The organism is Paenibacillus shenyangensis (genome assembly GCF_000346635.1).
In the GTDB taxonomy this organism is placed as follows: Bacteria; Bacillota; Bacilli; order Paenibacillales; family Paenibacillaceae; genus Saccharibacillus; species Saccharibacillus dauci.
The window spans coordinates 221,321-240,332 of the sequence record NZ_AOIG01000007.1 but is presented as its reverse complement, the minus strand read 5'-3'; the positions used below and the strand labels follow the sequence as shown (position 1 = coordinate 240,332).

Here is a 19,012-nt window from a genome sequence, read left to right as displayed (position 1 = left end):
ACTTTGAGTATTCTATTGGCATGACAGCCCTCTCACAAACAGTTGATGCTTCTGGTAGGCTATACGGGTTATTTCAGCTTGATCCCGCTCAGACTGCCTCCACTGGCAAAAAGACGCTCAATCTTCTGCTCTACAGCTGGATCCGGTACAAGCGGCGGTGCCTGGTGCGGCTTGACCCGTGCATCGATAATCATATTATCGCAGCCCCAATGCTTGTTCTCGTAGAAGCTGTTGGTTCCATAAATATCATGAGATGGATTGCTGCGGGTAAAGGTCACCCACAGGAAATTACTAAGTGTCTCGCTCACCATCGTACTGTCATCACACAAGATAATCATCGGTACCGACGATAGTGGACTTCTCGCTTCCAGACTGGCACAAATATCCGCCAGCTCCTGGCGTGCAGATGCATAATCGGTAAATGGTACACTTTGCACAGCGATTACGCCTGGCATAACAAGACGCGGATTGAACAGCGTACACAGGTGATTCATCTCTTCCGGCACTTCGCGGCACAGATCGCGGCGTTTGTCCCCATAGGCAGCGAAGATTACTTTACTGCCTGTATTTAGCCCTGTACCCGAATAGTCCAGTGTATCAATCGTCGTATTGGTCTGGAAATGAATATCCCGATGCAGGTCCATACGCTCTAGAATATATCCGATAAAATCGCTTTCCCGGTGTGTATCTAGCGGAATCTGGTCTTCTGCTGTAATAAACAGATACTTGGCCAGACTCACTTGTCCGGTTCCCAGAATCCGGTTGGCTATGGTCAGAATCTCTGCCGGCTGCTTGACCTTCTGATACGGAGTATAGCGCTCGCTACCGATCGCAAAAAGCAATGGATGCACACCAGCAGCATCGACGGCATGTACTTCCTTCACACCCGGAATCTCCTGTTTGACGGCATCACCGGTCAATTCGTGAATCAGTTCACCAAATACCGTATCTTCCTGTGGTGGACGCCCGACCACGGTAAATGGCCAGATCGCATCATGACGAGCGAATACCTTGTGTACTTTCATTACCGGAAAAGGGTGTGCCAGGCTATAATATCCCAGATGATCACCAAATGGACCTTCCGGCTTGGTCGCATCCGGGTAAATCTCGCCGGTAATCACAAAGTCAGCGTCGTTGCTGACACAATATCCGTCGATATAGCTGTAATTAAATCGTCGTCCGGCGAGCAGACCGGCAAAAGTCATTTCGCTCAGTCCTTCGGGTAGCGGCATGACGGCAGACAGCGTATGAGCCGGGGGGCCGCCGATAAAAATGCTTACTTTGAGCGGTTGTCCCAATTTGTTGGCTTTTGACTGATGCACTCCAATGCCACGGTGAATCTGATAATGCAGGCCGATTTCTTGATTCAGCTCATAATCATTACCATTTAGCTGGATGCGGTACATACCCAGATTGGAGTTCATGATTCCCGGCTTGTCCGGATCTTCACTGTATACCTGGGGCAGCGTTACAAAAGCGCCGCCATCCATCGGCCAATGCTGGATTAAGGGAAGATCGCTAATCTGAATTTCCTGTGCAGTGACAGGCAGCCCGTTTGCTTTTTTGGAAGGCAGTGCCTTAAAGGCAGCAAGTCCATTTTTCACATTGCCAAAAGGGTTCTTGAGCGCCTTCATCGGATCACTGCGCAGCGCGATAATATTCCCGGTGGATGCCCAGGTGCTGCGGAAAATAAACCGGCTTCGATCCATTGTACCGAATATATTGGATGCTGCACGGAATCGTGTTCCTTTTACATTTTCAAATAATAATGCCGGACCACCGGCTTCATATACTTTTAGGTGAATCGCAGCCATCTCCAGATGAGGGTCCACTTCTTCCTTAATCCGGATCAGATGACCATTACGCTCCAGATCCATTAGGCACTCTTGCAGGTTGCTGTACATAAATTTATCTCCATTCATGATCGGCTGTTATTTGGATAATGCGCATATGATACCATTATAGTCGCATTTTCACATGGAGACAAAAGGCGGTTTCGTTACGGATAGGAACGCCTCATGCGTCTGGAATGGCCTTTATGTCGAATCAGCCATATCAGCTTAAACAGACCCAGCAAGATCCAGAGAACCAGACCTATCAGAAAAGCGTGACCCATACCGGGCAGAAATAGCAGAATAACCGGCCATGATACAAGCGCCATACCAGCATACTCGATCAATAAGACAGGCAGGGCAATCTGGAGTAATATAATCAGGATCACCCGCAGAATTGAATACGCTTTGCTGACAGATGGACGTAGCCCTTTTTGGAAAAGGCGGATTAGTCTCCAGATCAACAGCAGTACGAATAATACGCTTATGACATTAATCATCATGTATATTGCACTTGTAGTTGTACTTCTGCCTACCGGTTCGGGAGATTGGTGATGTATGATCTGCTGAATACCGGTCAGGATGCCTTCGTAAGATCCGGAATCAAGGTAATCCAGCGAATTGGTCAGTACAACCATTCCATAATCTCCATCGATCATCATTTTGGAGTAACTGTTCTCAGTCGAACCATTATGCGCAAGTGTACGGCCTTCCACTACCCAGCCCATGGCATAATGACTACCGTCGCCCATATCCGAAGCAGGTGTATGCATCGCTGTTAGGCTTGCTGCAGACAGCAGCTGTCTGCTCCCGAACTGCCCTTTGTTCATCTGGGCAACCAGAAAATGAGCCATGTCTTCGGCACTGGACATCAGGTAGCCGGAAGGCACAGTGCCGCTGTGATCCAGCTGCGTAGTGGGCAGCATCCAGCCCAGTATCGGCTGATATCCCTGATAATCTTCTCCCGCACGCTGCGCCTGCTTTCGGGATGCATAACTATGTGCCATATCAAGCGGCTGGAAAATATGACTGCTAATATAGTCTGCATAGTTCTGGCCCGATACGGTCTCTATAATACCACCCAGAATATTATAGTTTAGATTGGAATACTCAAACGAATGGCCTGGGATGGACCGTGTCTGGACATTTTGCAGACTTCGAATATGCTGCTGGATCGAGCCGGTACCTTCGGTTATTGCCTTGATTCCATCTACTTGTGACAATCCACTCGTCTGATGCAGCAGATCAGCGATGGTTATCTGCTGTGCTGCCTGTTTATTTGCCAGTTGGAATCCCGGCAGATATTGCTGTACCGGATCACTCAGCTTGATCTTCTTCTCATCGACCAGCTGCATAATAGCTGCAGCTGTAACTGACTTGCTCATAGAACCTATCACAAAAGGAGTTGCCGGTGTTACAGGCTGTCCTGAACGATCTGCTTTGCCATATCCTTGGGTATATATAATTTCTTTGCCATGAACAATGGCTATGGATGCTCCCGGGATATGCAGCTTCTTCATCGTCTGCTGCATGAACTGATCGACCTCTGCAGGTGCAAAAGAAGGTAGCTGCCGCTCTTCGGCATAACTCTTCTCGACACGGGAACCGAGAATTCCACTAATCAAGCTGAATATAATAACAGCATATAGCATACATACCTTTCCAGAACGCTTTACTGACTCATATGAATTATTCATTTTTTCAATTCCTTTTATGTAAGTTGATGTACTTGCTTATTAGTTTATTTGTTGTTTGTTTAACAAGCATACAAAAAGGCAAGCCGGTATATGCACTTGCCTTTTGTAATATATCTACTGTATCTGTTTGTTGTTTATTCGAGTTACCTTCTACTGTAAGAATAATAGATCATTTAAGGAAATATTGTTCATACAGACCAAGCACTGTAATACCTTTTGGATTAACCCTGCTTCAGCAGGCGGCTCATTGCATTGATCATCCCGCTGTGGGAAGACTCATGGGACAGGTTCAATTCCAGCAGATCATTAATGACTTTGGCACCTGCAAAATTATCGGCTTTGCCTACAGGTGTATCGAGTTGGTCTGCGAATACTTCACGAAGCTGTTCAGGCTGCTCATTGAGTACCTTGATTATTTCATCCCATGCCGGTGGTTCGCCATTCCATTCTGCGGGTTTGGTACCTGGTCCGAAAAATTCGGAATACGCTTTGGGAAGTTTTGGTTCTTTGCCGGCAAAGCCATATACAATACCGTCTGTTACAGTGACGATATGGCCGATCTGCCAGTGGAGATTGTTATTGAATCCCTGTGGGACAGTTGTTCTATGCTGTTCCGGAAGGTTCTCAAAATATTTCTGAATATTCTGGCGGTTTCTTGTTGTCCATGTAAAAATAAATGAGTTTGACATAATTACCTCCTGTAAATAAGTATGCGTCCTCTCCTATCTTACCCCTTGGTCAGGAGCATTGTCCAACGAGCCTCCTGTTTATCATGGAATGAGCAGTAGAACTGAAGACTGATCATACTAGATTTTCCTGAAATATACCCGGTCATTATGCACATAAGAATCTGCAAATCCCTCCTGCTGCAAGTACATAAGCCGCGACAAGGCAGTATAGAATTCAAGCAGCTCCTGGGTGCTCGTGTGCCGGTGTCCATACAGTTCCCGGCAGAGCTGGCCTGCTGTTTTGCCTTCCTTGTCCATCATGCCCAGCAGCTGCTGCATACGGAAGTGATGCGCATTGCGCACATCCCGGATACGCTGATCCAGATCATGAATAATATGCTCATGTCCCGGCAGTACGAGTTCTGCCGGATAGTCCCTGATCTGGTCCAGAGAGCGGAAATACTCTTCCAGTGGGCTTTTGTCCTCTTCCGTCCAGCAAGGAACCATCGGAGCGGTATCTGCAAATACCATATCGGCAGAAAGCAGTATACGCAGCTCCGCATTCCAGAAACAGAAGTGATCCGAAGCATGCCCAGGTGTCCAGATCACTTCATACTCCTGATCTCCAAGCATAATCTTGTCACGATGTCCATACAGCTGATCCGGCTCCAAGAAGCTGCCGCCCATATGGCGATAGAATTGCTTGGCAGATACTTCTGGTCCATCGTATTTGACGTTAAATGCGTACGGAGTATGATCATCTTCGGACAATTGCTGCCACTGCTCATGATACTTTTTCATCCGCTCACAGCCAATTTTGGAATAGATGATCGGTACACCGACTTCCTGCCGGAACCATTTGGCCAGACCGATATGATCCGGATGACCATGGGTAATCACCACTTTCTCGATGATCATTCCATTATCGATGAGCTGCTGCCATTCCCGGCGAGTCGCCTCATCATTTACTCCGGTATCCACTACCGTATATCCTTTGGTTCCTTCAAATAAATAACTGTTCACTTTCCCATCTCCCAGAGGCAGGGAAAGACGAAATACGTGATCTGCCAATCTGACGAGTCGCTTAACCATAAGTTCTCCTTCATGATGAAGTAGTCGGATACACTCCGGTGCATCATCTGCACGGCGGTATCATGGAACGTAAAGTGTACGAATCACTCTATGATTTTGGATAAGAAACGTTTTATTTGCTAACAGCTGCTCCGCTGATTGCCAGCAGTTCTTCTGCAAATGCCTGTACATCTTCCTCAGCTGTCGCCCAGGAGGTAACCAAGCGGATCACACTGTGTGTATCACTGACTTTCTCCCAGTGACTGAACAGATAGCGAGATCTTAGCTTCTCGAGTATCTCATTCGGCAGAATCGGGAACAACTGATTTGTATTCGAATCGATCATAAACGAATATCCTGCCTGGGTGATCGCCTGCTTCAGCAGGGCAGCCATCGCATTGGCATGAGCCGCAATCCGGAAGTACAGCTGATCCCGGAACAGTTCGGCAAATTGGATACCCAGCAGTCTGCCTTTGGCGAGCATAGCTCCGTTTTGCTTGATGTGATGGCGGAAATCCTGCTGCAATGCCGGGTTCACGAGGACAAGTGCCTCTCCAAACAATGCGCCATTCTTGGTTCCACCAATATAAAAGGCATCTGTTAGTCTTGCCAGATCCGAGAGTGTCACATCATTCCCCGGCGCAGTCAGTGCCGAGCCCAGACGCGCACCATCAAGGAAGAAATATAATTGATGGGTACGGCAGTAAGCAGACAGATCTTCCAGTTCCTGAAGGCTGTAGAATGTGCCAATCTCGGTAGAATTAGATACGTATACCATCCGCGGTTTGACCATATGCTCGGAATTATGAGCTGCTCGAAGTCGTTCGGCCAGTTCCGGCGTTAGCTTACCCTGCGGTGCAGGAATGGTAAGTACTTTATGACCGGAGGCTTCAATCGCTCCGGTCTCATGATCTACGACATGACCGGTCAGCGCAGTAATAACCGCTTCATGCGGACGAAGCGCTGAAGAAATCAGCACACGATTAGCCTGTGTCCCGCCGACCAGAAAATGCACCTGCGCCTGCTCCGACTGTATAGCTTCACGAATCCTGTCTGCAGCCAGCGTACAATATTCATCCAGTCCATAGCCTATAGTAGATAACAGATTGGTATCCTGCAGTGCCTGCATAATATCGAGATGAGCACCCTCGCTGTAATCATTCAAAAAGCTGATCATCGTATGTCACCTCAGTAGAATATTGTCGATGCAATGGTTATGCTTTCTCCATTGTAGTATACGAATCGAAGGATAACCAGCCGGAAATGCACTGCGGATGATAAGGACGCTGAACAGAAGACAAAGAAAGACCGCTGACAGCGGAGTACCGATTCTCCATTGTGCAGCGGTCTGATCATATAATGAAGAAAGCGAATAAGGCAGAGCTATCTGTTAAGAGGTCGGATCAGTGTTGGTCGTTCCTTTTTGCTCCATTAGCTTCAGACTGTTCGCCAGCCATTGCGCTGCATCCCAGCGAGTAATCGCCGACTGCGGGTGAAAGGTTCCGTCTACGTTCAGCTTAGCGATCTGATAATGCAGCATACGCTGTACGGCTCCTTGCAGTTCCGGCTTCAGCTGGTTAGTATCTTTAATCGTCACCGGTTCGAGTTTTATCATCGGGAAGTTTCCTTTACTTTCCAGCGTCTTCATGAGCAGGCCAGCAAATTCTTCACGTGTAATCGCAGCACCGGGATGTACGTCCTGTGGCAACTTCACATCATTATAATAACTATTAACTAATGCATCCGCGTACCAGGCATTGTCTTTTGCATTTGTGTACATATCCGTCGGTACAGGCATTTTGATAAATCGAATGGCGTCCAGATTCAGATCAAATGCGTTCACCAGCATAGTCACTGCCTGTGCATAGCTAAGATCTTTTTCCGGTGCAAAATGGTTGCCGTCCATACCACTCAACACTCCCTGCTGCTGCAACTCTTGAATCGTCTGGCCTTGCGCGTTATTGATATCATCAAATGCCATTGCACTATGCAGACTCGTGCTACCAAGCAGCAGAGCCATTGATGTAGTTATGATTAATTTCTTCACATGTATCGCCTCCTGTATGTCTACCAGACGGGAATACGCTTCCAAATGTTGCTGACAGCAAAAAACGACTATATACCAAAAAGCAGCATATCCAGATCATCTCCGGTTATGCTGCTTTTTGAATATAATGAGTGCAAGACCTTGCATCCAGATAGATGCAAATTACAACCTGCTGGGATATCTTATTGCTCGTCTGCAAACTCTACATTGTGGTAGACTTGCTGCACATCTTCCAGATCTTCCAACGCATCGATCAGCTTGTCGAATTGAGCTTCAGCTTCCTCATTTGGCAGAGTAACAAAAGTTTGCGGCAGCATGGTCAATTCAGCGACTGTAAAGTCTTCGATGCCTGCGCCTTTGAATGCTTCCTGTACAGCGTGGAATTGATCGGGCTCGGCGTAGACGATAACAGACTCGTCTTCCTGCACGATATCGCGTGCATCCACATCCGCTTCCATCAGGATCTCCAGCACCTCTTCTTCACTTTTACCGGACACACCGATAACGGCTGTCGAATCGAACATGTAAGCTACAGAACCGGCTACACCCATGTTGCCGCCGTTTTTGTTAAAGGCAGAGCGAACTTCCGGAGCGGTACGGTTTACGTTGTTCGTCAGTGCATCGACGATAATCATTGCTCCGTTTGGACCAAACCCTTCGTAACGCAGTTCGGAATACTGCTCTTCTCCGCTGCCTTTGGCTTTGTCCAGCGCACGATCAATAATCGCTTTGGGTACATTATATGTTTTTGCACGTTCCAGCACGACTTTCAGAGCACTGTTCGATACGGGATCAGGTTCACCCTTTTTCGCTGCTACATAAATCTCCACACCGAACTTGGCATAGATTCGGCTGGTATTGGCGTCTTTATTGGCTTTTTTTTCCTTAATATTATTCCACTTACGGCCCATATAATTCGCTCTCTTTCTAATTGTGAATTTATACGCTATTTATTATAACCTGTTTTGAAGGTTAATGAAAATATTTCGCTCATTTTGGCGTATTCGTTGGTGGCTCGGGTGAAAGAAACAGTTGGTAGCGTATCTAGAAACTACGCTGCGAAAAGGGATCCTGCCGGTGGCCTCCGGTTCAGAATAGATGTCTGCAAGGATCACTGATTGCGGTGGATATCCATTCTTAAATGTCGGTTTCTGGCAGGATTCCCTTTTCTTCACTCTGTGCTGGGAGATGATAGTATGGTATCTATTTATTTACCTTTCACCTTATACTTCCACTTTTTTCTTTTCGATTTTTAAGCAGTTTCTGGGTAACGCGTATAAACGAATACTTCTATAGAAGCTGCTGGTGGGTGAGCAGCAGGGCCTGGGTCGAGAACACAGCGATATTGGGTGGCAGGTTGGTTAGAGGGAACCATTTCATATCCAATAGTTTATCGGGCTCGCGGTTGATGGCGGTGCCTGTTCTTGTCCGGGTGCTGTAGATGAGGGATAGGATGTGCTGTTCGTTAGATTCGCTGATCAGCTCTGAGGTGCATATTAGTTCTCCGGGTTCGATACGGAGATTGACTTCTTCCTCTACTTCGCGGATTACAGCCTGCTGGAGGGTTTCGTAGGGATCTACTTTGCCTCCAGGGATACTCCATTTTCCAGCCTCCGGCTCCTTGCCGCGCAGAATCAGCAGAACTTCGTTTTGTTCATTCAGTATGACGGCTCCAACGCCGATGACGATAGACATGGATCAATCTCCTTTTTCTGTTGATCAGGAATATGTAGATGAGTATAAAACAAAATCCTGTCTGAGCAGAAATCAGACAGGATTGGATAAACAGGAAAGCCATTGTACAGCTAATGATTGCTACTGCGTATATCTGTAATCATTACTGTGTTTTATTGGTATTAGAATACTTTGGTCGTCCAGGATTCACAGTTCCATGTCTCGGTCACGATGTCTTTGTAGAATTCCGGTTCGTGAGAGATCATCAGAATGCTGCCTTTGTAAGCTTGCAGTGCGCGTTTCAGTTCATCCTTGGCATCGACGTCCAAGTGGTTGGTCGGCTCATCGAGTACGAGAATATTGGTCTCGCGGTTAATCAGCTTGCACAGACGGACTTTGGCTTTTTCGCCACCGCTCAGAACAGCAATCTTGCTCTCGATGTGCTTGGTAGTCAGGCCGCATTTGGCCAGAGCTGCCCGCACTTCGAATTGGGAGTATGACGGGAATTCGTTCCAGATCTCTTCGATACAGGAATTGTAGTTATCCGACTTCATTTCCTGTTCGAAGTAACCGATCTGCTGGTGCTCACCGCGCTCGACCGTACCGGAGAGCGCCTGGATTTCACCAAGGATACTGCGCAGCAGTGTTGTTTTACCAATACCGTTGGCACCCACCAATGCAATCTTCTGACCGCGCTCCATACGCAGATCCAGTGGACGGGACAGCGGCTCGTTATAACCGATAACCAGATCCTTCGTTTCAAAAATCAGCTTGCCGGCTGTACGGCCGACTTTGAAGTTGAACTGTGGCTTCGGTCTTTCCTGTGCCAGTTCGATAACATCCATTTTGTCGAGTTTCTTCTGACGGGACATCGCCATGTTACGGGTAGCGACACTCGCTTTGTTACGTGCAACAAAGTCCTTGAGCTGGGAAATTTCCTGCTGTTGGCGCTTGAACGCGGACTCCAGCTGTTGTTTCTTCATCTCGTAGACTTCCTGGAAGTAATCATAGTCACCAACATAGCGGTTCAGTTCCTGATTCTCCATATGATAGATGATATTAATAACGCTGTTCAGGAATGGAATATCGTGAGAAATCAGAATAAAAGCATTCTCGTATTCCTGCAGGTAACGGGTCAGCCAAGTAATATGCACTTCATCCAGATAGTTGGTCGGCTCATCGAGCAGCAAAATATCGGGTTTCTCGAGCAGCAGCTTGGTCAGTAATACTTTGGTACGCTGTCCGCCGGACAGATCGTTCACATCTTTGTCCAGACCAATATCGGTAAGACCCAGACCACGCGCGGTCTCATCAATCTTGGCATCGATCAGGTAAAAGTCCTGGGCTGTGAGTGTGTCTTGGATCGTACCGACCTGCTCCAGCAAGTCTTCCAGCTCCTCGGGAGTCACATCACCCATTTTGCCGTACATTTCATTCATTTCCTGCTCCATATCCAGCAGGTATTGGAATGCACTTTTCAGTACATCACGAATTGTCATGCCTTTTTCCAGTACAGCATGCTGATCCAGATAACCGACACGCATACGTTTGGACCATTCTACTTTACCTTCATCCGGCTGTAATTTGCCGGTAATAATATTCATGAACGTGGATTTACCTTCACCGTTGGCGCCGATCAATCCAATATGTTCGCCTTTAAGCAGGCGGAAAGATACATCTTTAAAAATAGCCCGGTCACCAAAGCCGTGGCTGAGTTTTTCTACATTTAATATGCTCATTCATTACACCTTTTCTGTTAGACTTTTTCCTTCGTACTTACACCCCCATTGGGGCAGTAAGCTCATCCTGTCTTATTATAGAGATTATTGACGGACAACTCAACGGAATTATTCAAAAATGAAAAGCTTATTTTACAGGAAATATCGGCAGTCATATACAGGGATTGAATAACAGGCCAGCAAACAGATGAATAAAATGCCGAATACAATTCTGTCATTCCTTTGAATATCAAATGCGTTATGCTGGTTTGGAAATAAAATGGAAAGCAGGCGACTTGATGTATAACATTCCACGATCATTGCTACTCGGGTTAGGTGTATTCAGTATGCTAGCCACTGGCTGCGCTTCACAATCCGTATCAGATGCCACCTCTACTGTTGCTTCCTCCTCCAACAATTCCAGCGGGCAAAGTACGGTTCTGGTTCATAATGAAGACTCTACCCTCACAGCGGATAACAATTCAAAAAATGACAGGTACACTGCACCACTCTCATCACAGGTCCTTAATCAGACCAAGATTCTGGATGAAATCGAATATTTGAATCCATTACGATCTGTTCGGGCATTTGTACAGACTACGGATGGATCGCTGCAAGTCATCTCTGCCGGTCCTGAATGGGTAGGACGTTTGGGAGCTCCCAGTAACTACGGTGAAGCGGCTGATCGGACTTTTCATGGTAATTATATGGTCATTTATACTCATCATGGCGTACAACAGGTATTGACGAGCTATCAGGATATGATGTTTATACAACCAAGCTTCAAACCAGCTGCTTTTACGAAAGTCACCCTGGATGAAGCCGACCTGTATTTGCTTGCTCCCCAGTACCGGGATGGGCATGCTCTGGAGTATACTGCATTTGCAATACGGAAGTCGGACGGTGCGGCTGTGGCTCTTCGATTCGTCACTCCGCAAGGCAGCCATTATAGTGCGGGAAATACTCCCCTTATCCAACCTGGCAATGAGCATAATCGGCTGGTGATGCGTCTTGCGCAGGGACCCGGTGGTGAGCATAATGATCAACTGTATGACATTTTCACCTATCGACTCAATCTGCAGCAGGGAACACTGGTTTTGGAAAAAAATTATAATTAATTGTACATTTCATGCAACCATGATGCTCCAGCACGCATCCTAATCTATAAAGGGGGAGTTTCATCTGGATATTGTCGATAGACTGAAGAACCGGGATGAGGCCGCTCTTCGTCTGTTAATGAATGATTATGGAGATATATTGATGCGGACAGCATTTCTGCTGGTGAAGGATCGGCAGGCTGCTGAAGAAGCCGTACAAGATACATTTATTCAGGCTTACCGTAGTATCGGTCAGCTGAACGACCACCATAAACTGAAAAGCTGGCTCGTTCGTATCGTAATTAATCGCTGCCGAATGAAGCAGCGTACCTGGAGCTGGCGCAACATTTTTCCCGGCGGCGGAGCCGAAGAACTGCCGGATACGGATATGACGATTGCTGCCGGAGCCGATGAGCTTGTTATCAAATACATAGATCAACATAAGCTGGTTCAGGCTGTACAGCAGCTTGACTATATGTATCGTGAATGTATCGTACTTTATTATTTTCAAGAAATGAGTATACAGGAGATTGCCGACCAGCTGGACAGCAAGGAAAATACGATCAAATCAAGACTAGCCCGGGGACGCAGTCAGCTGCGTCGTCTATGGGAGGAGGAACAACAATGACATCCGATCACTCACCGAATGAACAGCAGCACATCCGGCAGCAGCTGGAGCAGGAACTGCAATCGATTCAATTCAAGGGACATGATCATGTCCTTCATCAGACCCATCCGGAGAGCTTGCGCTCCCGAATACATGCCCTGTGGAATTATGAATTTGATATATCGCTGCGACCTGCAGGTATTGCAGGAGCTCTTACAGCTGCCACTTTTGCAGCTTTTCTGATCCTATTCAATGATCCGTCTCCTTCTGTCCAAGATCCTGCAAGTTCTTCTTCACCAAGTTCGCAGCGGCAGCTTATACAAATAGATGGTAACACGTACTGGCAGGATCAATATGAACAGGCGGTGAAGCAGGATGAGAGTTAAATTCAAAGTAAAGCATATCGTACTATACGCTCTACTGCCTCTCCTGCTGATCTCGTCCACTGTTTATATATTAATGATGCCGCAGGTATCCGCCTGGTTACATGGTCGAACCAATCAATCGCTGGCTGAACAGCGAACCGAATTACTGGAAGACCTCGCCAAAGCCTCAGCTCCGGAACGAATAAGTATAATTCGTCAAAAGGTTATAGGCAGCGGAGGCAGTTACACTCCGTTTTCTTTTGATGTCTATATCGGTTCCAATTCCAGTCAATCAGGAGGCAATTCGGAATCTGTTTCTCCTCTGCAACCAGCAGAACAAATCGATCTACTGAATGAATATATTGCTCAATCCACACCTGGATATGAGCTGGAAGACGCGTCACAGCAGCTTGTTTTCCTGTATGATTCACTTGGACAACAACAGCAAGCCGATCAGGCACTTCAACAGGCAATGGCCAAGTTCCCTACACCATCCGAGCAGCGCAGTCAGCTTGCTATTCTGCAGGCCAGTCGTCTGCTTAATAAAGGTGATGCAGATGAAGCCAAAGAAGTTTATCAGAAGATTCATCCAGAGACCCTTTCCCAAAATACGGATCTGAACGCTGCATATGCATTGCTTCATGCCCGTCTATTGTATACGGATCACCAAGCAGACCAGGCACTGGCTGTCCTCACCGATGCCATTAAGGAACTAAAAGAAAACAGCTATTCTTCCGGAAGTGATCCGGCGAGCAGCATGGGCTACACGCCCTTAACTCGAATGCAGCAAACCATCCAGACAGCCATCCGGATGGATGAATACACGGCAGGTACTATACAGGGAACTCTGAAACGAAGCGATGGCACTCCTGTGGCTGGTGCAGGTGTATTCCTGATTGCCGAGGGCGATCTGAACTCCTATTCTTCCAATGTATTCGATTCGGGTCCTTATCATACAATGACAGATGCTAAGGGTCGTTATGCTTTCCATGCGGTAATGCCCGGATTCTATCAGCTGCGGTTAGGTCTTTCCTTTCAACAGGTAGATGGCTGGACCTGGCAGGTTCCCGCTGACCCTTGGATTCATGTGACAAAAGGGAAACAGCTGCAGCAGAATACCGTACTTCAGCCGCTGATTCAGCTCAAGCAGCCCGTGAATGATCAGATAATTACAGATAATCAGATTGTTTTCAGCTGGCAGCCTGTAAAGGGCGCTGCCTATTATAATCTTGAAGGTGGTATACAGTATCCAAATGGCAGTACGCGTAGTGTAGTCAAAGAAAACATTCGTACTCCTTCTCTAACGATAACGGCAGAAGAGCTGTACCGAATGTCGATGGGATTCTCTTATGGATCTTCCGGAGATTTTGATTCGGTTGTGCCGGAGTCTATGCTGTCATTTATGAATCCCAATGGACGGTTGTCATGGAATGTAATTGCCTATGACTCAAACGGTCAGCAGATCAGTCAGAGCAGCGGATACCGATTAACACGCGAGAGTATGGGAAATCTCCCCTTTTTCTATCTGAAGAATCGTACCTTAACGCCAGCAGATCGCATATTGCTGGACAAAAATCCGGAAGAAGCATTAGCTACTTATCGCCAGGATGTGGCGGCCAATCCGCAGGATACTCATGCACTGCGTATGCTGACACGCTTGTTAAGTACCAAACAGTCCATTATGGAAAATACAGAGGGAGAAGCTGAATACATCAAACTGATGCAGCGTCTACTAACCCTCTCTCCGAGCAGTCAGGATGCTTCTACTCTGGCCGATTATTATTACAGACAACAGGATTGGATCGCGTACAACAAGTATCATGCGTTATATCTTGCCCTGAATGATGGCAGTGCCAGTGAGAATGAAATACCACTGAGCTCTTATGACCGATCTACATATGCGGTCGCCCTAATGAGGCAAAACAAACTGCAGGAAGCCGATCGACAGTTCAGATTGGCAATGCAGCGGGACCCTGACCACCGGTTTGTCGGAAGTTATATTGCGAACCGGCTGTATATGGATCGTACGCTGGACAGTGCGCTCGCGCTGGCAGAACAATATCCTCAGCATGAGTCCGAACAAGCTGCCTATTTCTGGACTAACCTGCTGCGGGATATGCAGGCAGAACGCAAGCAGTATTCCAATACAGCACAATATGATCAGGAACTTCAGCAGAAGCTGGGATGGTACGTACAGGGACATGAAGATCGATTAAAGCCATGGGCTTCTCAATCGTCGAAGGATACACCAATTATGCAAAAGTTTATGAAGGCTTTACTGGAAGTAAGATGATCATTCTATTGATCTCGATCAACGCATACGATTCATTCATCAAAAAAACAGGAGCATGGCGTCATCAACGCTGTGCTCCTGTTTTGGCATACCAAGCCGGCGGTCCCTGACCTGCAAAATCATGCGTCTTTATGGTATGCCGGATTTTGTCCAGTACATAGGATGGCGCATGATGCTGAAGACCACCAATCAATGTCGCATGTTGATTCAATGCGACATACAGATTATAATGCGGCCAAAAAGCATCGGGAATTGTATCTTGAAAATAGCCATCTACCTGTCCGCAGGCAAAAGTTGTACTGACTTCACAGGTATACTTGGGAAGCTTGAAAAATTCCTCCCACGCATCTCCCCAGTCGAACCGGCTGAAATCGATAATACCGGATAGCTGCCCATTCTCAAAAATCAAATTGGCCGGATGAAAATCATCATGTTGAAATACAACACGGTCATTGCACAGTAGATCTACATTTTGCTCAATATACTGCTCCAGCTCGGTTTGACGATAAAAGGGAAGATCAAGCTGTCTCGCCTGCTGCTTTTTCTGTATGTATTTGTTGTAGCGTCGCTTCGCCCAATCAATCGGCTCGTCAGGTATCACTTGATGTATGATATGCAGCTGTTGACCAGCAGCTCTTCCCTGCTGATATTGCTCATCTACTGGTAGGTGTGGCAACACGTTCTCTCCATCTTCTCCACTGAGATAGTCCAGTAACAGGTAGCAGCAATTCAGCTCGGGCAGTATCTGCATAGTCAGCGGCTGCTGGCATTGTACTCCATTTCGATAATGCTCATGCAAATAGCGATGTTCCAGTGTACAGCGAATAGACTCGTTCAGTGGGTATATTCGCAGCAAGTATACAGGACGATTGTTATGGTAAAGTGTATATTTCATGGTATCCGAGTATCCCTTATCTAGCACCCGCGCATGATCAAACGTATAGTTTTCCTCAAGCATATTCAGTAATTTCCGAACGGTATGTTTGGATAGGATTGGAACAACCACCGTATTCACCCCATTATTCAGATCTATATATTACATCCTTTATCATAAACCAAATAGCCGATGTCTGTCCTGATTAGCATGCAAAAAAGCTGGTATTGGCATACGGCCAAACCAGCTTTTTCAGCATGTATTACAGATTAAATGAGCATTGCACCTATTAACCCTACATAGAATAGAGAAACAATCAGATCTACCAGCGATGCTGCGAATGATTAACCTCTCTTCTTACGGGTCATAACGTCGAAGATAACAGCCAGTGCCAGTACAGCACCACGGATCATATACTGATACGAGATTCCTACACCAAGCAGATTCATCCCGCTGGAGAGTGAAGCCATAACCAGTGCACCGATGATGGAGCCGGTTACTTTACCCACGCCGCCTGCTGCGGATACACCGCCAACATAAGCAGCAGCAATCGCATCAAGCTCGAACAGCGTACCTGCTGTTGTAGTTGCAGACTGTAGACGGGAAGTATATAGAATACCGGATAATGCAGACAGCATACCCATGGAACCAAATACGATATACGTAATCTTCTTCACGTTAATTCCGCTTAAGTGTGCCGCTTCCGGATTACTACCTACTGCATAGATATGACGACCCAGCACAGTTCGGGTAGTCAGGAAGTGATAGATGATAACAACGGCCAGTGTAATAACAACAGTCCAGGAGAAACCGTTATATCCTGCCAGAATCCATGTCACATAGGCGATGATAGCGGATACAAATAACATTTTGACAACAAAGATCTGATTGGATACAACTTCGAACTTGTACTTGATCTTTTGTCTGCGCTTGCTTGCTTCTGAATAAATGAAGAACAGAATAGTAATTGCTCCGATAATCAGAGCCAACAGATTCAGACCGCCGATTTGTGCAATAGCCGGCAAATAACCATTACCGATCGCATTGAAGTTATCGTCTTTAACAATGATTGTACCTGTCTTCTCCGTTACCTGCAGCAGAGCGCCGCGGAAAATCAGCATTCCTGCCAGGGAGGATACGAATGATGGGATACCAATCGAAGCAACCAATACACCATTGAACATACCGATAACGATACCCAGTACAAGAATAATCGGAATCGTCAGATAAAAGGGTACACCCATCTGCGATAGCAAAATGGCTGCAATCGCTCCCATAAAACCGGCCGCAAAGCCGACCGAGAGATCGATATGCCGGATAACGATAACCAGCGTCATGCCGACTGCGAGTACGGCAATATAACCTGTAGCATCCAGCAGATTACTGATATTACGGGAAGACATAAACAGACCATCCGTCATAATCGAGAAAGTCAGCATAATAACGAATAATGCGATGTACATACCATAATCACGGATATTTACTTTGAGCAGTGATCTTGCCTCAGTAAAGAAATTCACGGCTTAGCCCCCTATTGTGTAGCAAAGTGCATTATTTTTTCCTGATCGGCTTCTTCAGCCGTCAATTCACCCTTGATCTTGCCTTCAGCCATGATATAGATCCGGTCGCTCATGCCCAGTACTTCTCCAAGCTCGGAGGAGATCATAATAATACTCATGCCTTCGCTGATCAGCTTATTCATAATCGTATAGATTTCGAACTTCGCTCCTACATCGATACCGCGCGTCGGTTCATCGAGAATAAGCAGCTTCGGTCCGACAAACAGCCATTTACCAAGCGATACTTTTTGCTGGTTACCACCGCTCAGATTGCCTACGGTCTGTTCTATCGATGAGGCTTTGATATACATGGAGTTTTTGTAGCCGCTGGCTACCTGAACTTCTTCATTTTCGTTAACTACACCGCCTGGGGAGATCTGTTTGAGATTAGCGACGGTTACATTGTTTTTGATATCCTGAATCAGGAACAGTCCATCACCTTTGCGATCTTCTGTTACATAAGCGATGCCTGCATGAATCGCGTCACTGGTATGCTTGAATGATCTTGTCTTGCCATCAACCAGCAGTTCGCCCTCGAGCTTGTAATTCTTGGGATTACCAAACACGCTGAGTGCAAATTCGGTACGTCCCGAGCCCATCAAGCCGGCAATACCGATAATCTCGCCTTTATTAACATGCATGTCTACATTTTTGACAACATGACGACCAAGTTCCTGATCATAAGCACTCCAGTTTTTCACTTCGAGAATCGAACTGCCGAACTTCTTGTCTGGACGTTTTGGATAAATATCCTCGATATCCCGTCCAACCATATTTTTGATAATGGACGATTCTGTGATCTCACCTTTGGCACCATCCAGTGTACAGATCGTTTTACCATCACGTAGTACAGTGGCTTTGTCTGCGATCGAGATGACTTCTTTTAGTTTATGGGAAATCATGATACAGGTAATGCCCTGATCCCGCAGATCGCGCAGCAGCTCCAGTAGATTCTCGCTGTCATTTTCATTCAGCGCCGCTGTCGGCTCATCCAGGATGAGCAGCTTCACATCTTTGCTCAGTGCTTTGGCGATCTCAACCAGCTGCTGCTTACCGACGCCCAACTCGCGAATCGGAGTTTCCGGGTTTACATTCAGCTTGACCTTTTGCAGCATTTCCCTGGATTTGATAATCGTCTCATTCCAATCAATAATGCCTCCACGCTTCACTTCGTTACCGGCAAAAATATTCTCATAAACACTCAGATCCGGGAAAAGAGCCAGCTCCTGATAAATAATGACAATACCTGTTTTGACACTGTCACTGATCCGGCTGAAGTTCATCACATTGCCTTCATAAATGATATCGCCTTCATACGTGCCGTATGGATAAACGCCGCTCAGTACCTTCATCAGCGTTGATTTGCCTGCACCATTCTCGCCGATCAGACAGTGAATTTCGCCTTTGGCAACCTGAAAGTTCACGTCGGATAAGGCTTTGACTCCTGTGAAGCTTTTGGAAATATTGCGCATTTCCAGAATATTCTCACTCACTGCTGCTCCTCCTTGCC

General features: G+C 46.6%; 16 protein-coding genes. 4 read left to right on the top strand and 12 right to left on the bottom strand.

Annotation, left to right across the window (positions count from 1 at the left end; all coding sequences use genetic code 11):
• Positions 1 to 68: 68 nt before the first annotated feature.
• The 9 genes from H065_RS0106510 to H065_RS0106470 form a co-directional block, all read right to left on the bottom strand.
• Positions 69 to 1,904, bottom strand: a complete 1,836-nt coding sequence (locus H065_RS0106510) for a UbiD family decarboxylase (RefSeq protein WP_017812223.1) — start codon at positions 1,902 to 1,904, stop codon at positions 69 to 71.
• Positions 1,905 to 1,999: 95 nt separating this feature from the next.
• Positions 2,000 to 3,457 carry a serine hydrolase domain-containing protein gene (locus H065_RS25400; RefSeq protein ID WP_238557903.1) on the bottom strand — a complete coding sequence of 486 codons (1,458 nt, stop codon included), beginning with the start codon at positions 3,455 to 3,457 and terminating at the stop codon, positions 2,000 to 2,002.
• Positions 3,458 to 3,750: 293 nt separating this feature from the next.
• Positions 3,751 to 4,218 (bottom strand): DinB family protein, encoded by a 468-nt coding sequence (locus H065_RS0106500; RefSeq protein ID WP_017812221.1) that lies wholly within the window; start codon positions 4,216 to 4,218, stop codon positions 3,751 to 3,753.
• Between the two features lie 117 nt (positions 4,219 to 4,335).
• The gene (locus H065_RS0106495; protein WP_017812220.1) at positions 4,336 to 5,289 is read right to left on the bottom strand and encodes an MBL fold metallo-hydrolase; all 954 of its coding nucleotides are present in this window, start codon (positions 5,287 to 5,289) and stop codon (positions 4,336 to 4,338) included.
• A gap of 112 nt (positions 5,290 to 5,401) precedes the next feature.
• A complete protein-coding gene (locus tag H065_RS0106490; RefSeq protein ID WP_017812219.1) occupies positions 5,402 to 6,445 on the bottom strand; it encodes a threonine aldolase family protein in 1,044 nt (347 codons plus the stop codon).
• Between the two features lie 213 nt (positions 6,446 to 6,658).
• Positions 6,659 to 7,315 carry an S-layer homology domain-containing protein gene (locus H065_RS25395; RefSeq protein ID WP_017812218.1) on the bottom strand — a complete coding sequence of 219 codons (657 nt, stop codon included), beginning with the start codon at positions 7,313 to 7,315 and terminating at the stop codon, positions 6,659 to 6,661.
• Positions 7,316 to 7,497: 182 nt separating this feature from the next.
• Entirely contained in the window at positions 7,498 to 8,226 is a 729-nt protein-coding gene (locus tag H065_RS0106480; RefSeq protein WP_017812217.1) for a YebC/PmpR family DNA-binding transcriptional regulator, read from the bottom strand.
• A gap of 379 nt (positions 8,227 to 8,605) precedes the next feature.
• A complete protein-coding gene (locus H065_RS0106475; RefSeq protein ID WP_017812216.1) occupies positions 8,606 to 9,010 on the bottom strand; it encodes an NUDIX domain-containing protein in 405 nt (134 codons plus the stop codon).
• Positions 9,011 to 9,171: 161 nt separating this feature from the next.
• Positions 9,172 to 10,728 carry an ABC-F family ATP-binding cassette domain-containing protein gene (locus H065_RS0106470; protein WP_017812215.1) on the bottom strand — a complete coding sequence of 519 codons (1,557 nt, stop codon included), beginning with the start codon at positions 10,726 to 10,728 and terminating at the stop codon, positions 9,172 to 9,174.
• A gap of 278 nt (positions 10,729 to 11,006) precedes the next feature.
• Between H065_RS0106470 and H065_RS0106465 the strand changes: the two genes are divergently transcribed.
• From H065_RS0106465 to H065_RS0106450, 4 genes are read left to right on the top strand one after another with little or no spacing between them, the layout of a single operon-like run.
• Positions 11,007 to 11,825 (top strand): hypothetical protein, encoded by an 819-nt coding sequence (locus tag H065_RS0106465; protein WP_152425822.1) that lies wholly within the window; start codon positions 11,007 to 11,009, stop codon positions 11,823 to 11,825.
• 46 nt (positions 11,826 to 11,871) lie between these two features.
• A complete protein-coding gene (locus tag H065_RS0106460; RefSeq protein WP_338010869.1) occupies positions 11,872 to 12,432 on the top strand; it encodes a sigma-70 family RNA polymerase sigma factor in 561 nt (186 codons plus the stop codon).
• Positions 12,429 to 12,797, top strand: coding sequence for a hypothetical protein (locus H065_RS0106455; protein ID WP_017812212.1), 369 nt, complete (start codon positions 12,429 to 12,431; stop codon positions 12,795 to 12,797). Before H065_RS0106460 ends, H065_RS0106455 begins: the two co-directional genes overlap by 4 nt.
• The gene (locus H065_RS0106450) at positions 12,787 to 15,069 is read left to right on the top strand and encodes a carboxypeptidase-like regulatory domain-containing protein (RefSeq protein ID WP_017812211.1); all 2,283 of its coding nucleotides are present in this window, start codon (positions 12,787 to 12,789) and stop codon (positions 15,067 to 15,069) included. The genes H065_RS0106455 and H065_RS0106450 overlap by 11 nt, the downstream gene beginning before the upstream one ends.
• Before the next feature lie 64 nt (positions 15,070 to 15,133).
• Here H065_RS0106450 and H065_RS25390 read toward each other — a convergent pair whose 3' ends face one another.
• From H065_RS25390 to H065_RS0106435, 3 genes are all read right to left on the bottom strand, one after another.
• On the bottom strand, positions 15,134 to 16,027 hold the full coding sequence (locus H065_RS25390) for an aminoglycoside phosphotransferase family protein (protein ID WP_017812210.1): 894 nt from the start codon (positions 16,025 to 16,027) through the stop codon (positions 15,134 to 15,136).
• Positions 16,028 to 16,287: 260 nt separating this feature from the next.
• Complete coding sequence (locus H065_RS0106440; RefSeq protein ID WP_017812209.1) at positions 16,288 to 17,463, bottom strand: sugar ABC transporter permease; 1,176 nt, start codon at positions 17,461 to 17,463, stop codon at positions 16,288 to 16,290.
• Between the two features lie 11 nt (positions 17,464 to 17,474).
• Entirely contained in the window at positions 17,475 to 18,995 is a 1,521-nt protein-coding gene (locus H065_RS0106435; protein ID WP_017812208.1) for an ATP-binding cassette domain-containing protein, read from the bottom strand.
• Between the last annotated feature and the right edge of the window lie 17 nt (positions 18,996 to 19,012).

What these genes read in the sequence shown, in the direction of transcription:
- H065_RS0106510 (WP_017812223.1), bottom strand. Translation starts at nt 1,904, where the DNA reads ATGTACAGCAACCTGCAAGAGTGCCTAATGGATCTGGAGCGTAATGGT.
- H065_RS0106500 (WP_017812221.1), bottom strand. Translation starts at nt 4,218, where the DNA reads ATGTCAAACTCATTTATTTTTACATGGACAACAAGAAACCGCCAGAAT.
- H065_RS0106495 (WP_017812220.1), bottom strand. Translation starts at nt 5,289, where the DNA reads ATGGTTAAGCGACTCGTCAGATTGGCAGATCACGTATTTCGTCTTTCC.
- H065_RS0106490 (WP_017812219.1), bottom strand. Translation starts at nt 6,445, where the DNA reads ATGATCAGCTTTTTGAATGATTACAGCGAGGGTGCTCATCTCGATATT.
- H065_RS0106480 (WP_017812217.1), bottom strand. Translation starts at nt 8,226, where the DNA reads ATGGGCCGTAAGTGGAATAATATTAAGGAAAAAAAAGCCAATAAAGAC.
- H065_RS0106475 (WP_017812216.1), bottom strand. Translation starts at nt 9,010, where the DNA reads ATGTCTATCGTCATCGGCGTTGGAGCCGTCATACTGAATGAACAAAAC.
- H065_RS0106470 (WP_017812215.1), bottom strand. Translation starts at nt 10,728, where the DNA reads ATGAGCATATTAAATGTAGAAAAACTCAGCCACGGCTTTGGTGACCGG.
- H065_RS0106465 (WP_152425822.1), top strand. Translation starts at nt 11,007, where the DNA reads ATGTATAACATTCCACGATCATTGCTACTCGGGTTAGGTGTATTCAGT.
- H065_RS0106455 (WP_017812212.1), top strand. Translation starts at nt 12,429, where the DNA reads ATGACATCCGATCACTCACCGAATGAACAGCAGCACATCCGGCAGCAG.
- H065_RS0106450 (WP_017812211.1), top strand. Translation starts at nt 12,787, where the DNA reads ATGAGAGTTAAATTCAAAGTAAAGCATATCGTACTATACGCTCTACTG.
- H065_RS25390 (WP_017812210.1), bottom strand. Translation starts at nt 16,027, where the DNA reads ATGCTTGAGGAAAACTATACGTTTGATCATGCGCGGGTGCTAGATAAG.